Annotated in this window: 13 protein-coding genes; 11 read left to right on the top strand and 2 right to left on the bottom strand. The window is 46.9% G+C overall.

Going from position 1 to position 14,360, the window contains the following annotated elements:
• Positions 1-10 precede the first annotated feature (10 nt).
• From HCJ96_RS06240 to HCJ96_RS06220, 5 genes are all read left to right on the top strand, one after another.
• On the top strand, positions 11-2,296 hold the full coding sequence (locus tag HCJ96_RS06240; RefSeq protein WP_169210171.1) for a chemotaxis protein CheA: 2,286 nt from the start codon (positions 11-13) through the stop codon (positions 2,294-2,296).
• A gap of 30 nt (positions 2,297-2,326) precedes the next feature.
• Positions 2,327-3,466, top strand: coding sequence for a protein-glutamate methylesterase/protein-glutamine glutaminase (locus HCJ96_RS06235; protein ID WP_169210170.1), 1,140 nt, complete (start codon positions 2,327-2,329; stop codon positions 3,464-3,466).
• 82 nt (positions 3,467-3,548) lie between these two features.
• Positions 3,549-4,313, top strand: a complete 765-nt coding sequence (locus HCJ96_RS06230) for a ParA family protein (protein ID WP_169210169.1) — start codon at positions 3,549-3,551, stop codon at positions 4,311-4,313.
• Positions 4,314-4,319: 6 nt separating this feature from the next.
• Positions 4,320-5,072: a chemotaxis protein CheW gene (locus tag HCJ96_RS06225; RefSeq protein ID WP_169210168.1), complete on the top strand. Its 753-nt coding sequence runs from the start codon at positions 4,320-4,322 to the stop codon at positions 5,070-5,072.
• Positions 5,065-5,556: a chemotaxis protein CheW gene (locus HCJ96_RS06220; RefSeq protein WP_169210167.1), complete on the top strand. Its 492-nt coding sequence runs from the start codon at positions 5,065-5,067 to the stop codon at positions 5,554-5,556. The genes HCJ96_RS06225 and HCJ96_RS06220 overlap by 8 nt, the downstream gene beginning before the upstream one ends.
• A gap of 120 nt (positions 5,557-5,676) precedes the next feature.
• Here the strand turns inward: HCJ96_RS06220 and HCJ96_RS06215 are convergent, their stop codons facing one another.
• Complete coding sequence (locus tag HCJ96_RS06215; protein WP_169210166.1) at positions 5,677-5,877, bottom strand: hypothetical protein; 201 nt, start codon at positions 5,875-5,877, stop codon at positions 5,677-5,679.
• Positions 5,878-6,033: 156 nt separating this feature from the next.
• On the opposite strand from HCJ96_RS06215, the gene HCJ96_RS06210 reads away from it, so the two are divergent.
• From HCJ96_RS06210 to HCJ96_RS06185, 6 genes are all read left to right on the top strand, one after another.
• The gene (locus HCJ96_RS06210) at positions 6,034-6,450 is read left to right on the top strand and encodes a DUF2802 domain-containing protein (protein WP_169210165.1); all 417 of its coding nucleotides are present in this window, start codon (positions 6,034-6,036) and stop codon (positions 6,448-6,450) included.
• Positions 6,451-6,659: 209 nt separating this feature from the next.
• Complete coding sequence (gene metA / locus HCJ96_RS06205) at positions 6,660-7,607, top strand: homoserine O-acetyltransferase MetA (RefSeq protein WP_169210164.1); 948 nt, start codon at positions 6,660-6,662, stop codon at positions 7,605-7,607.
• Positions 7,604-8,659: a homocysteine S-methyltransferase family protein gene (locus HCJ96_RS06200; protein ID WP_343034668.1), complete on the top strand. Its 1,056-nt coding sequence runs from the start codon at positions 7,604-7,606 to the stop codon at positions 8,657-8,659. Before metA ends, HCJ96_RS06200 begins: the two co-directional genes overlap by 4 nt.
• Positions 8,660-8,667: 8 nt before the next feature.
• Positions 8,668-11,292 carry a methionine synthase gene (metH, locus tag HCJ96_RS06195; RefSeq protein ID WP_169210163.1) on the top strand — a complete coding sequence of 875 codons (2,625 nt, stop codon included), beginning with the start codon at positions 8,668-8,670 and terminating at the stop codon, positions 11,290-11,292.
• Complete coding sequence (locus HCJ96_RS06190) at positions 11,285-11,866, top strand: DUF938 domain-containing protein (RefSeq protein ID WP_211162711.1); 582 nt, start codon at positions 11,285-11,287, stop codon at positions 11,864-11,866. The genes metH and HCJ96_RS06190 overlap by 8 nt, the downstream gene beginning before the upstream one ends.
• Before the next feature lie 128 nt (positions 11,867-11,994).
• Positions 11,995-14,016: a methyl-accepting chemotaxis protein gene (locus HCJ96_RS06185; RefSeq protein WP_169210162.1), complete on the top strand. Its 2,022-nt coding sequence runs from the start codon at positions 11,995-11,997 to the stop codon at positions 14,014-14,016.
• A 69-nt stretch (positions 14,017-14,085) separates the two neighbouring features.
• Here the strand turns inward: HCJ96_RS06185 and HCJ96_RS06180 are convergent, their stop codons facing one another.
• A complete protein-coding gene (locus HCJ96_RS06180; protein WP_169210161.1) occupies positions 14,086-14,223 on the bottom strand; it encodes an entericidin A/B family lipoprotein in 138 nt (45 codons plus the stop codon).
• Between the last annotated feature and the right edge of the window lie 137 nt (positions 14,224-14,360).

The raw sequence follows: 14,360 nt of genomic DNA, 5'->3' as shown, positions 1-14,360 counted from the left end.
GAGCAGACGCATGTCGTTTGACGTTGACGAGGATATATTACAGGACTTTCTGGTGGAAGCCGGCGAGATACTGGAACAATTACAAGAACAACTCGTTGATCTGGAAAACAATCCAGACGATGCCGATTTATTGAATGCGATTTTCCGTGGTTACCATACTGTAAAAGGTGGCGCTGGCTTTTTGTCGCTCACCGAACTCGTTGAAATTTGTCATGGTGCTGAAAACGTTTTTGACGTCATGCGAAATGGCCAACGCACGCTTACCCCCGAGTTAATGGATGTCATTCTTCAAGCCACTGATGTGGTTGTAGAGATGTTCGAAAAGGTTAAAGCCCGCGACCCCCTCGAGCCAGCTGATGCAGGCCTGGTTGAAATACTCCACAAGTTAAGCAGACCCGAAACACCGGATGAGAATATCTTTGGTCAGGAAGTCGCGGTTGGCAAACAACGTAGTGCGCCTGAAGATGAAGAAGAGCTCATCGTTGAAGAAGCCCCGCAAGCACCTGAAGTATCAGCGATGCATGCACAACCCGCCGGTGGAGAAAGCGGCGGTATCGAAGACATCACCGAAGACGAATTTGAAGCCTTACTGGATGAATTACATGGCGGGGGTGCCCCAGGGCGACCAGCGCAACCCGAAGTCGCCGCCTCCAAGGCTGAAGCGAAGAATATAAAACCAGAATTAGCTGCGTCCGGTGACAGTGATGACATTACAGACGATGAATTTGAAGCTCTGCTGGATGAGTTACATGGTAAGGGGCAGTTTAAAGCCGCTGAAGATGCTGCTGCGCCCGCCGAACCTGCCAAAACGTCGGTTGCTGATTCTGGTGACGATGAAATAACCGACGACGAGTTTGAGAAGTTGCTTGACCAGCTTCACGGTTCAGGGCAGGGGCCGTCCGTGACTAAAAGTGAAACGACGACTCCGGCGAAAAAAGCGGACCCAAAAGTGGACAAGCCTGCCGCACAAGTTGATAAGTCAGCAACGGCGGCCGTTAACAAAGCGAAAACAGAACAAGCGGCGCAACAATCTGCCGCTCCAGCAGCTAAACCTGCAGCAGCAGCGACGGCTGCGCCTGCGGCGAAAAAAGACGACAAAAAAGCGGCCGGCGCAGCGCCACAGGCTGAAACAACCGTTCGCGTTGACACCAAACGTCTTGATCAGATTATGAACATGGTCGGTGAGTTGGTACTGGTGCGCAACCGTTTGTTGAGCCTGGGCATCAACGTAAACGATGAGTCCATGTCCAAGGCTATCGCGAATCTGGACGTGGTTACCGGTGATTTGCAAGGCGCGGTGATGAAAACGCGCATGCAGCCTATCAAGAAAGTATTTGGTCGTTTCCCTCGGGTTGTGCGAGACCTGGCTCGAAGTCTAAAGAAAGAGATAACCCTCGAGCTTGAAGGGGAAGAAACTGATTTAGATAAAAATTTGGTAGAAGCTCTAGCCGATCCTTTAGTGCATCTGGTCAGAAACTCGGTTGACCATGGCATCGAAATGCCTGATGAGCGCCAGGCTGCTGGCAAGGCGCGCATGGGCACCGTCAAATTATCTGCTTCACAGGAAGGTGACCATATTTTACTTACCATTGATGATGATGGTAAGGGGATGGATCCGGAGAAATTAAAAGAGATTGCAATTAAACGTGGCGTGCTTGATTCGGATGCGGCTGCGAGAATGTCTGACGTTGAAGCATTCAATTTGATCTTTGCTCCGGGCTTTTCAACTAAAACAGAAATCAGTGACATATCTGGCCGTGGCGTCGGCATGGATGTGGTTAAAACGAAGATAAACCAGCTCAACGGTACGATTAATATTGATTCGCAAATGGGTAAAGGTACCCGTCTGGAGATCAAGGTACCGCTAACACTGGCTATTCTACCGACTTTAATGATTGTTGTAGGTAAGCAAACGTTTGCCCTGCCTCTGGGGGCAGTAAATGAAATCATTAATATGGATATTAAAAAGACAAATACAGTAGATGGTCAACTTACCAAAATCGTCAGGTCCAAAGCTATTCCCTTATTCTTCCTGGGCGAGTGGCTGATTCGCGGCCCGAAAAATGTAGACAAAACAAAAGGACACGTGGTTGTCGTGCAAATTGGTACGCAACAAGTCGGGTTCGTGGTTGATGCGCTCATCGGTCAGGAAGAAGTGGTAATAAAACCGCTTGACGCACTGCTACAGGGGACTCCCGGGATGGCCGGTGCTACCATCACCTCAGATGGTGGAATTGCGTTAATATTGGATGTTCCCAGCCTGCTGAAACGGTATGCAAGAAAGAGTTTGAAGTAAAAGTATTTATAAATAGGAAAGCTCGCATCAATGGTGTTTAAAGTCCTGGTAGTGGATGATTCGACGTTTTACCGGCGACGTGTCCGTGAAATTCTAAACGAAGATCGAGAGCTGGAAGTGGTGGGAGAGGCCAGGAATGGCCAGGACGCAATAGATAAAATTATGGCGTTATCACCGGATGTGGTGACCATGGACGTTGAAATGCCAATTATGGATGGTATTTCAGCAGTCAAAGCTATTATGGAGAAAAAGCCGCTTCCTATCCTGATGTTTTCATCGCTAACACACCATGGTGCGCAAGCGACTCTTGATGCGCTTGAAGCGGGAGCGATCGATTTTTTACCCAAAAATTTCGAAGACATTGCTGAAGACCGACGTGAAGCGGCATTGCAGTTACGCACCAAAGTACGTTTGATTGCGCGACGTGGAACCGGGATTCAGCGTCCGTCTTTATCCTCTTTACGCACCTCTCCGGCAATGCCTGCTGGGGCGCCCAAACCGAAATTTTTCCGTTCTTCTTCACTATTAGCTGGGCGAGCAGAATCAACTACCCAACCAACAGTGTCAAAAGTTGTTGCCTCAGGAAAAAACTATAAGTGCCTGGCTATTGGCGCATCGACTGGTGGTCCGGTAGCATTACAACAAGTGCTTTCCAAAATTCCTGCGAATTTTGCCTATCCCATTTTCCTTGTGCAGCACATGCCGGGTACTTTCACTCAGGCATTTGCCCAACGACTAAATAGCCACTGTAAGTTCCCGGTAAAAGAAGCTGAACAGGGTGACATTGCTAAACCCGGTCACGCTTATCTTGCTCCAGGTGGAAAGCAGATGATAATGGAAGGAATGGGCAATCAAATCAGGATCGTCGTAACCGATGCGCATCAATCTGATAAAGTCAGTTATAAGCCGAGTGTGGACCTAACGTTCGAAAGTTTACTCTCCGTCTATGGTGGTGACGTACTTGGTGTCATTTTAACTGGCATGGGCGCAGATGGTAAAGAAGGTTGTAGGAAGCTTAAAGAAAAAGGCGCGACAATCTGGGCGCAAGATAAAGCGACATGTGTGGTTTACGGCATGCCGCAAGCAGTTGCTGCAGCGAATATTGCTGAAAAAAATATACCCCTGAACGATATCGCAGACTGTATTCTGACCGAAATGGGATCGCGGTAGACTGTTTGACATGACTGTGAAAAGAAAAAAGTACAAAGTAAAAAGTGCAAAGTGACCTTTACGTCACACTGGGAACGTTAATTTGAAAATCTGGACGATTGCCAATCAAAAAGGCGGCGTTGGTAAAACCACCACCACAGTGACGCTCGGCGGAATTTTAGCCCAGCGCGGTGAACGCGTGTTGCTAGTTGACACGGATCCACACGCGTCTTTAAGTTATTATTTCGGTATCGATTCGGAAGAACTTTCTTCTTCAGTTTACGATATCTTTACTAACAAAAATCCCGTCACTGCCGATACAGTTCTTGATTGCCTTTGTCCCACCAAGCTGGACAGTTTATTTATTTTGCCTGCCACAATGGCATTGGCGACCTTAGATCGACAACTGGGAAATCAACACGGTATGGGGCTTATTTTAAAAAAGGCCCTGGCGGCTGTTGAAAAGGATTTTGACTATGTGCTGTTAGACTGTCCACCTGTGTTAGGTGTTCTGATGGTCAACGCACTGGCAGCGTGCGAAAAAGTGATTGTACCTGTGCAGACTGAATTTCTTGCACTAAAGGGGTTAGATCGCATGATTCAGACACTTAAAATTATGGGAAGATCATTGCAAAAGTCGTTCGATACGATAATTGTACCAACCATGTTTGACAAGCGAATTAATGCCGCAGCTGATGCCGATACGCGCTTACGTGCTGACTATGGTGATAGTGTTTGGAGTGGCGTGGTTCCCGTGGATACGCGCTTTCGAGACGCAAGTCAGGCGCAGTCTCCTGCATCCGTGGTGTTTCCAAAGGCAAGAGGCGTTTATGCCTACCAGAAACTGTTGAACGAATTGGAGCAATAACTCGAAATGAGTAAAAGCACACCTTTTGCCAAAGAAGATGTGATGGAGGCTTACCTGGACAGTCTGCTTCACGGACCGGAAGATCCGTCTGAAGTCACCGCTCGAACAGCAAAATTGCTGGAGAGTGCCAGTCTGGATATCGCCAAAGAGAGTGAGTCAGAGACAGCTCCAGCTCCAGCGCCAGCAAGCCAGGAACCTGTTATTGATGAAGCAGCGCTGGCTGAAAGCCAGCTTGTTGCGACGCCGCCACCAGACAAGATCGTTCCGGTGCAAGAGTTACTGGATGAGCAGTTTCAGGCATTGTTCTTTGAAGTGGCCGGACTGACCCTGGCCGTGCCGTTGATAACGCTTGGCGGCATCCATCGGATCGAAAAAGTTGGCCCGTTAATTGGTAAACCAAAATGGTTTAAAGGTGTCATGTTGCACAGAGAGCAGAAGTTAAACGTTGTTGATACCGCGTTGTGGGTAATGCCAGAAAAATATGATCAAAAGCTGGCAGAAGCGTTAAACTATCAGTATCTTATAATGTTAGGTGATAGCCCGTGGGGCTTGGCCAGTGACAAGCTTGTCAATACAATTACCTTACGTGAAAATGAGGTAAAATGGCGTGAATCCAAAGGAAAACGTCCTTGGTTAGCGGGAATGGTAAAGAACAAGATGTGTGCGTTGGTTGACGTGCACCATTTAATTTCAATGCTAAACAAAGGTCTGGGCAGTAATGACAACGTGTCCGGCAATCGGAGTCAGGTAAATGAATGACGAAAGAAGCAACAGCAATGCAGCTGATAGCAATGATTCAGTATTGCAATGGGTAACTTACCGTTTAGGTGATGAAACCTACGGCATCAACGTAATGCAGGTTCAGGAAGTGCTGCGTCATACAGAAATTGCACCTGTTCCCGGCGCACCAGATTATGTTCTGGGTATTATCAACCTGCGCGGCAATGTTGTTACGGTAATCGACACGCGCGCACGTTTTGGTCTGGCCCCTGCCGATATAACTGATAATACCCGAATCGTCATCATCGAATCTGACGAGCAGGTGGTGGGAATTCTGGTCGATAGCGTGGCCGAAGTGGTTTATCTACGCTCGTCTGAGATTGACAGTGCGCCGAATGTAGGAACAGAAGAGAGTGCTAAATTTATACAGGGAGTCAGTAACCGAGATGGCGAATTATTGATCCTTGTAGATTTGAACAAATTACTCAGCGATGAAGAGTGGGATGAAATAAGCTCGCTTTAGTCGGCTGTGGTTATAAGTTGTTTGGCTGCCAACTCAGGCAGCCAGCAGCTGATTATCGGCTTAGAGTCCAGGCTACAGAATAGACCTTCCCCAAACCTCCGCACGGTTTCATATTACCTATTACTTAGTCGGTGCCTTTTTCAACAGCGCAATGACTTCAGAATTTGAATTTAATTCAGCTAACTCTATCAAATATTCTTTCTGTAAGGTGTCCAGCTTTTGAGTGCCTAAAAGCTCGCGCACTCTTTGGCTTTCTCCATTTGCAATAGCGGCTTGAAGCCCTTCCATATTGGCGATGGAATTACTCTGTGTGTCGCTCATACGTCAATCTCACTTTTGCTTCAGTTAGATTGTTATATGCGATAACTGTACAAGGAGATCGACTGATGCTATCAATCGCATTGCATGACTACCAGAGCTGGTTATTTTCACGTACACTGGATTAAAACTTAAAAATTAAATAATTATAAAGACATAATGGACGAAAAGTACCTGGTTGCTGCGGCGATTGCATTATTATTGATCATGATTTTAAGTATCGGTCTGTATAGCATGCGTCAAATCTCTGCATTGAAGAAAAAGCTTTCCGTACTTGAGAATCACGCACAATCGACTGATGCCGATCTTCACACGGAAATTAAATCGCTAGGGCATCAGATTGACGAAGACAGAGAACGACAGTTTGTTTTAGGCAAGCACCAAACTTCATTACAGGCATCGTTAGTTAATTTGGAAAATCAATTACGCGAGCTGAAGCAACAAGATCCCGCACTCCGTCTTTATCATCGGGCGACTGAAATGGTAAAGGAAGGTGCCAGCCTGGATGAAATCATGCAGTCTTGCGATATCCCCCGTGCTGAAGCTGAGCTCCTGATCAGTATGCACCGAAAATAGTCGCTTAATTTTGGTTCGCCTTGCCTTGAAGTCGTGTTGTGGGGCGCATAAAAGCATATATTTTCACTGACCGACTTAACCCTGCCTCTTATCCGATTTGCAGCTTTAACTCCATTTGAATCTTATTTGGACGTCCAGACGTAAAGATGTTGACGCGTCTTTGCTGATGCGCCACAATGAAAACCATCATGATTTAACAGAGCATAAGTATGCCCATTCGAATTCCAGAATATCTTCCTGCCCAGGATGTCCTGTTAGGTGAGAACATTTTCGCTATGACCAGCAGTCGCGCTGCTCAGCAGGACATACGTCCTTTGGAAGTGGGTATTCTCAATCTGATGCCGAATAAAATCGAAACCGAAGTGCAGTTGCTGCGATTACTTTCCAATACGCCATTACAAATCAATGTCGACTTTATCCGCATTGATGATGTAGCACCAAAAAATACGCCACAGAGCCATATGGAAGCCTTTTACCATCAGTTTTCAGACGTGGCTAGCAAGAAGTATGATGGGCTCATTATAACGGGTGCACCACTGGCACACCTTCAGTATGAAGAAGTGAAGTACTGGGACCATATGACCAGTATCCTGGATTGGGCCAACCGACATGTGCAGTCAACCCTCTATCTGTGCTGGGCAGCGCATGCTGCGATTTATCATTTCTACGGTACGAGGCGCACGTTACTTGAAAATAAAGTGTGCGGGGTCTTCGAGCACCGTGTATTAGCGCCCAACAACGAATTGTTAAGAGGTTTCGATCCGTGTTTTTATGCACCTCACTCACGTTACGGCCATATAGACGTCAATCAATGGAACAGTATTCCTGAACTTGAAATTATCGCGCAAAGTGAACAGTCAGGGGTCTACATTGCCGCATCAGAAGATAAACGGATGGTATTTGTGACCGGGCATCCTGAGTATGAAGGGCAGACGTTGCATGAAGAGTATTGCCGTGATTGTGACGCTGGTTTATCACCAACTGTACCGGCTAATTATTACCCGCAAAATGACCCCGACAATGAGCCGGTAGTAAAATGGCGGGCTCATGGAAGTCTATTGTTTACCAACTGGCTTAATTACTTTGTGTATCAGACCACACCTTTCGATTTGAACCAACTTGCGGTAAACAGCAAAGTGAAAAAGGACACCAAGTGAGCGAACAGAAACGACACCCATTGTATGCCGCTGCGGCTGAACGAATCCTGATTTTAGATGGCGCGATGGGAACCATGATCCAGCAGCATAAGTTCGAAGAGAAAGATTATCGCGGGGCTGAGTTTGAAAGCTGGCACACCGATATCAAAGGCAATAACGATCTGCTGGTTCTGACCCAACCAGAGGTTATTTATGCGATTCACTGTGAATACCTGCAAGCGGGTGCAGATATCATCGAAACCAATACCTTCAACGCAACTCGTATTGCCATGACTGACTATGATATGCAGTCAGTATCGAAAAGAATTAATGTCGAGGCCGCGCGACTGGCTAAGCAGGCAGCAGAAGAATTCACGCAAAAAAATCCCGACAAACCCCGTTTTGTTGCCGGCGTACTAGGGCCAACGAATCGTACAGCATCAATCTCGCCAGACGTGAATGATCCCGGCAAACGCAACGTTACTTTTGATGAACTGGTTGTGGCCTATGAAGAGTCCTGCGAAGGATTAATTGAAGGCGGGGCAGACATCATACTTATTGAAACCATTTTTGACACGCTTAACGCTAAAGCCGCAGTATTTGCCGTCGATTCGGTCTTCGAACGCTTGCAAGTACGCCTGCCGGTGATGATTTCGGGCACCATTACCGATGCGTCTGGCCGTACCTTGTCAGGACAGACCGCTGAGGCGTTTTACTACTCGCTTCGTCACGTCGAGCCTTTTTCATTCGGGCTGAACTGTGCGCTGGGGCCTGATCTATTGCGCCAGTACGTAGACGAAATCGCACAAATCGCGACCTGTCCGGTGTCCGTCCATCCCAATGCCGGTCTTCCGAATGAATTTGGTGAGTATGATTTATCACCCAATGATATGGCAGAACAAATTAAAGAGTGGGCTGAATCCGGGCTGGTCAATATTGTGGGGGGGTGTTGTGGCACCACACCTGAACATATCGCAGCTATGGTAAAGGTGACGAGTGGGGTAATGCCGCGCAAGATTCCTGAACTACAAGTAAGAATGCGCTTGTCCGGTCTGGAACCATTCGTTCACTAGGAGGTTAAGTGACACAGCAATTCTCAAGCTTTATCAATATCGGTGAACGTACCAACGTTACCGGGTCTGCAAAATTTAAGCGACTGATTCTGGATGGCGATTATGAGGCAGCATTGGATGTGGCCCGCCAACAGGTTGAAAACGGTGCACAAATTATAGATATCAACATGGATGAAGCCATGTTGGATTCAGTTCAGGCGATGCAGATCTTTTTAAATCTGATTGCGTCTGAACCTGATATCTCCCGGGTTCCCATCATGATCGATTCCTCTAAATGGGAGGTTATCGAGGCTGGCTTGAAATGCGTTCAGGGCAAAGCGATTGTTAATTCCATCAGCTTAAAAGAAGGCGAAGCATTATTTTTGCAACAAGCGCGCTTAATCAAACGCTATGGCGCAGCGACCGTGGTGATGGCATTTGATGAAACCGGGCAGGCAGATACTCAGCAACGTAAAGTTGAAATTTGTCAGCGCAGTTATCAACTGCTTACACAGAAAGTCAACTTTCCACCGGAAGATATCATCTTCGACCCCAATATTTTCGCGGTAGCCACAGGAATTGAAGAACACAATAACTATGCGGTTGATTTTATTGAAGCCACACGGGTGATCCGCCAGACTTGCCCGCATGTGAACGTGTCAGGTGGACTCTCTAATATCTCGTTTTCTTTTCGGGGCAACAATCCGGTTCGTGAAGCCATGCATTCTGTTTTTCTTTATCACGCAATCCGGGCTGGCATGGATATGGCAATCGTAAACGCGGGACAGTTGGAAGTATATGACGAAATTCCCTCTGCCCTGCGAGAAGCGGTTGAAGATGTGATTTTGAATAAACGCGACGACGCGACAGAGCGACTGCTGGATATTGCACCCCAATATCAGGGGGATGGCAAAACGGCGCAAAAAGAAGATTTAAGCTGGCGTGAAGCGCCTGTCAATAAACGGTTAGAGCATGCGCTGGTTAAAGGAATAACTGACTACATCATTGATGACACTGAAGAAGCCCGCCAGCAGGCCGAAAAACCGCTGCACGTGATTGAAGGCCCGCTTATGGACGGCATGAACGTGGTGGGCGATTTGTTTGGTGAAGGCAAAATGTTTTTACCGCAAGTGGTGAAATCAGCCCGAGTGATGAAGAAAGCGGTAGCGCATTTACAGCCATTTATTGAGGCTGAAAAATCGTCAGGCACCAGGAGCAACGGCAAAATTTTGCTGGCAACCGTAAAAGGTGACGTACATGACATCGGCAAAAACATCGTTGGCGTAGTGTTGCAATGTAACAATTTTGAAGTGGTCGATCTGGGCGTGATGGTGTCATGCGAAACCATTTTGCATACCGCAAAAGCAGAAGATGTAGATATGATTGGGCTTTCCGGTCTCATCACACCCTCGCTTGATGAGATGGTGCATGTGGCGAAGGAGATGCAACGTCAGCAGTTCTCACTTCCGCTGTTAATCGGCGGTGCCACTACATCGAAAGCCCATACGGCGGTAAAAATTGAACAAAACTATAATGCTCCGGTGGTGTACGTTGCCAACGCAAGCAGGGCGGTTGGGGTGTGCCAAAAGCTATTAAATCAGCAAAGCCGGGAAAAGTTTGCGATAGAACTCGAGCATGAATATGAAAAAGTGCGTCAGCAGCATGCGCGAAAACAACCACGTTCCAGGCCGGTAACCTTACAGGAAGCGCGCGAAAATAAGTGTGCATTAGACTTAGGCAAGCTGCCTGATGCGCCCAAAGAATTAGGCGTATTTCCGGTTACTGCTGATATTGATACATTAAGAAATTATATCGATTGGACGCCGTTTTTCCTTACCTGGTCGTTAGCCGGTAAGTACCCCAGAATTTTAAACGATGAGGTTGTCGGTGAACAGGCGCAATTGTTGTTCGACGATGCCAACGCTATACTGGATCAGCTGGCCCAGACTGCTGCGTTGAAAGCAAAGGGCGTGTGTGGTGTATTTGCAGCAGCCAATATCGGCGATGATATCGAAATTTATGCTGACAACAAGCGCAACCACGTGGTGGGGGTGGCGCACCATTTGCGACAGCAAACGTTAAAACCAGATTATCCCAACTATTGCCTGGCCGATTTTGTGGCACCAAAATCATCAGGAGTGGAAGATTATATGGGGGCGTTTGCGGTAACCGCAGGTATTGGTGAAGATGAGCTGGCAAAATGTTATCGTGACGACGGTGACGATTACAATGCAATTATGGTAAAAGCCGTGGCTGATCGATTAGCTGAAGCATTTGCAGAATTTTTACACGAACGGGTACGCAAAGAGATTTGGGGATACGCGGCAGATGAAAATTTGGATAATGACGCGTTAATTCGGGAAAAATATCAGGGTATCCGCCCTGCACCGGGGTATGCTGCGTGTCCGGAGCATACTGAAAAGCAGTTAATTTGGGATCTGCTTGATGCTGAGAAGCATACCGGCATGCGATTGACTGATAGTTACGCCATGTGGCCCGGCGCGTCAGTATCCGGCTGGTATTTTGCTCACCCGCAGTCCCGTTATTTTGCGGTAGCGAAAATTCAATCGGATCAGGTAGAAGACTATGCACAGCGAAAACAATGGGATATAACTACTGCAAACAAATGGTTAGCACCGAATATCAATGAATAAACCCTTCAGTCAGGCGTGTGAAAATAATAAGTCGCCCATTCTGGCACTATTAAAAGATGCATTTTCAACGTGTCACCATGTGTTGGAAATTGGCAGTGGCACCGGACAACATGCGGTCTTTTTTGCATCACAGCTACCTCACCTTATCTGGCAAACCAGTGATCAGCCTCAGTATCACGAAGGAATTGAGGCTTGGATGAGTGAATTTCCTTCGGCAAATTTGCAGCCTCCGATTCCGTTAACTTTTGGTGAGTCAGCGTGGCCCGCAAAGAACTTTGACGGGGTGTTTACCGCCAATACCGCCCACATTATGCAAAAGCAGCATGCACGCTTAATGATGGAGCAGGTTTCTGCGCACCTTCCCAAAGGCGGCGTGTTTTGTCAGTATGGACCATTCACTCAGAATGGGGAGTTCAGCAGCCAGAGTAACCGCGATTTTCATTACCATTTACTTTCAGAAGGTTATGGAGGCTATCGCGATATTAATGAGTTAATTCAGTGGGCCGAACCAATGACTCTGACGTCCATTCACAGCATGCCGGCGAACAATTTGTTGTTGGTCTGGCAAAAATAAGCCTTTTTCATTTTCAGCCGTCTTTGATATAAAAGTACACCTTGGTTACGTTTTAGACTTAAGCATGAAGTAAGAATTGCATCAGACGATTTTTGCTTGGTAATTCAATAACAATAACGAGTCGTGCTATGAAATCACTGTCCTTACAAAACAAGTTTATGCTTATCGTGGGTGGTAGTATCGCCATCATGTTACTCATCACCTCTATCGTCGCGGTAGGTTACATCGGTGATAAGACCAAAGATGCCATCGAGCTTGAAGTGATGGGGTTGGTCAAACTTGAAGCGCGGGGGGTAGAAAAGTTTTTTGCCACCTACGGGGGGGTGGCAAAAACATTGCTGGCCAACCCTTTTCTGCAAGACTTTTTTGTCAATCACACGAAAAGAGGTGCGGCAGAATCTGCCATGCCGAACTCTAAGAATATCTATCAGTTATTCAACAATATCAGTGATAACGATGACAATATTAAATCTGCATTTTTTGGTTCCGCCAATACCGGTGAGTATTTTTATGAAGCGGGCCGGGTTGGCGTAGACCTGGAGGGACCTACGGCAGGCGATCCCAGTAAAGGATACTTTGCAACACAGCGCCCATGGTTCAACACCGCAGTAGAGACAGGTAAATTGTACGTGACACCGCCAGCTATCGACTCGCAGGATGGGACGATTTCAGCGGTGGTTCAAGCACCAATTTACCAAGGCACAGAACTGATTGGTGTTGGCGGTGTTGATATTTTGATAAGCACCATAGGTGAGGTCATAGACGGTATACAGTTTGAGGGCCAGGGCACGGCTTTTTTGGTAGACCAGGATAACAACATTGTTTATTTCCCCAAACAATCAAAAAATTTGCCTTTAAGCAGCCCTATAGCTGACTTCGATAAGGTATTTGAGAACTCAACGGGCTTCGCTCCACTGGCGACTCAAATGGCCTCAGCTGATAGTGGAATGGTGGAATTGCAATGGCAGGGAAAAGCGTATATCGCAGTTTTTAAACATGCCAGTTTGAATACACCGGCAATGGATTGGAAGTTGGGTATCCTGGTCCCTGCGAGTATTATTTCCGAGCCTATCACTGACGCCATAACTTCAGCGGTGTTTGCAGCGATTGTCATTATTGTGTTGATAGCCTTGATCACCTACTGGGCGAGCTCAAAAGTAACACGGCCGATCTTGAAAATGCGCGATGCAATGGCAGAAATTGCCAGTGGGGATGGCGACTTGACTAAGCGTTTGGACATTCACCGAGACGATGAAATCGGCTCTCTGGCGCAGGAGTTTAATCGGTTTACCGACAAACTTCGTGACTTACTGAAAGAAACAACGACACATACAAGAGCCGTTGCCGAAGCGGCCGCACATTTGTCTTCGGTTTCCCAAAACACCAATAAAGAGATTCAGCAAGAACGTTATCAGGTAGATAACGTCTCATCAGCGGTTTCACAAATGGCGGCAACGGTTGAAGAAATTTCAAAAAACGCAGCTGAATCCAGTCGTGCGGCAACGGAAGCTGACGATCAGGTCAGTGGCGGCTCCACACAAGCGCAAGAAGCGATGAACGAAATTCACGCGTTGGCAAATTCAATTAACGAAGGGGTTGAAGTAGTTACTACGCTGAGTAAAGAGTCAGAAAATATCGGCGCGGTTATCGACGTAATTAACAGTATCGCCGAACAAACTAATTTATTAGCGTTAAATGCTGCCATTGAGGCTGCAAGAGCAGGTGAGCAGGGGCGGGGGTTTGCTGTGGTTGCTGACGAAGTGCGTTCGCTGGCCAGCAGAACCCAAGACTCCACCGACGACATTCGTCGTATGGTAGAAAAGCTTCAGTCAATGGCTGAACAAACCGCCAGCGTTATGCAGAAGGGGAAAGAAATTTCGAAGACCGGCGTAGCGAAAACTGAAAGTGTGGTCAGTTCACTGTCCAACATCAGCGCGGCGATTAGTACGGTGCAAGCGCAGAGTGCGCAAATAGCTAATAGCACTGAGCAGCAAACAGATGTAGCTGAAAACATTAACCGCTCATTGCTCGCAATAACCCGGCTAAGTGATAAAACCAGCAAACATGCTGAAGAATTGGCAGTGGAAGCAACCCAATTAAGTGGCGTTGCCGATGAACTTAAAGATCTGGTTAATCAATTTAAAATTTAAAGTATCGTCGAAAAACAGTTTAAAGTGCACCAATGCTCAAATGTTTCTGAGCATTGGTGAAACTATTGTTTACTCGCCATCCGCTGCATCTTGTACCGCTTCACCAGCATCTTCCACGTCTTCTCCAGCACCATGCATGGTGTTGCATGCCGCTAAGCCGAAAACAAAAGTGAAAACGGTTAGAAAGCCCAAAAGTTTATGTTTCATGTTTACGCTCCAAATCAGTGAGTGTCCAAATTCACATTGAAAACGGCAAATACTGCGCCGACTTTTGCTAATCCGCGACAAAGCATGATCCGTTTAGGTAACCATTCTTTATCACGGGTTAGTAATAGTATTATTAG

It is taken from the genome of Alteromonas ponticola, from assembly GCF_012911815.1.
Lineage (GTDB): Bacteria > Pseudomonadota > Gammaproteobacteria > Enterobacterales > Alteromonadaceae > Alteromonas > Alteromonas ponticola.
This window is presented reverse-complemented; position numbering and strand designations above follow the sequence as displayed.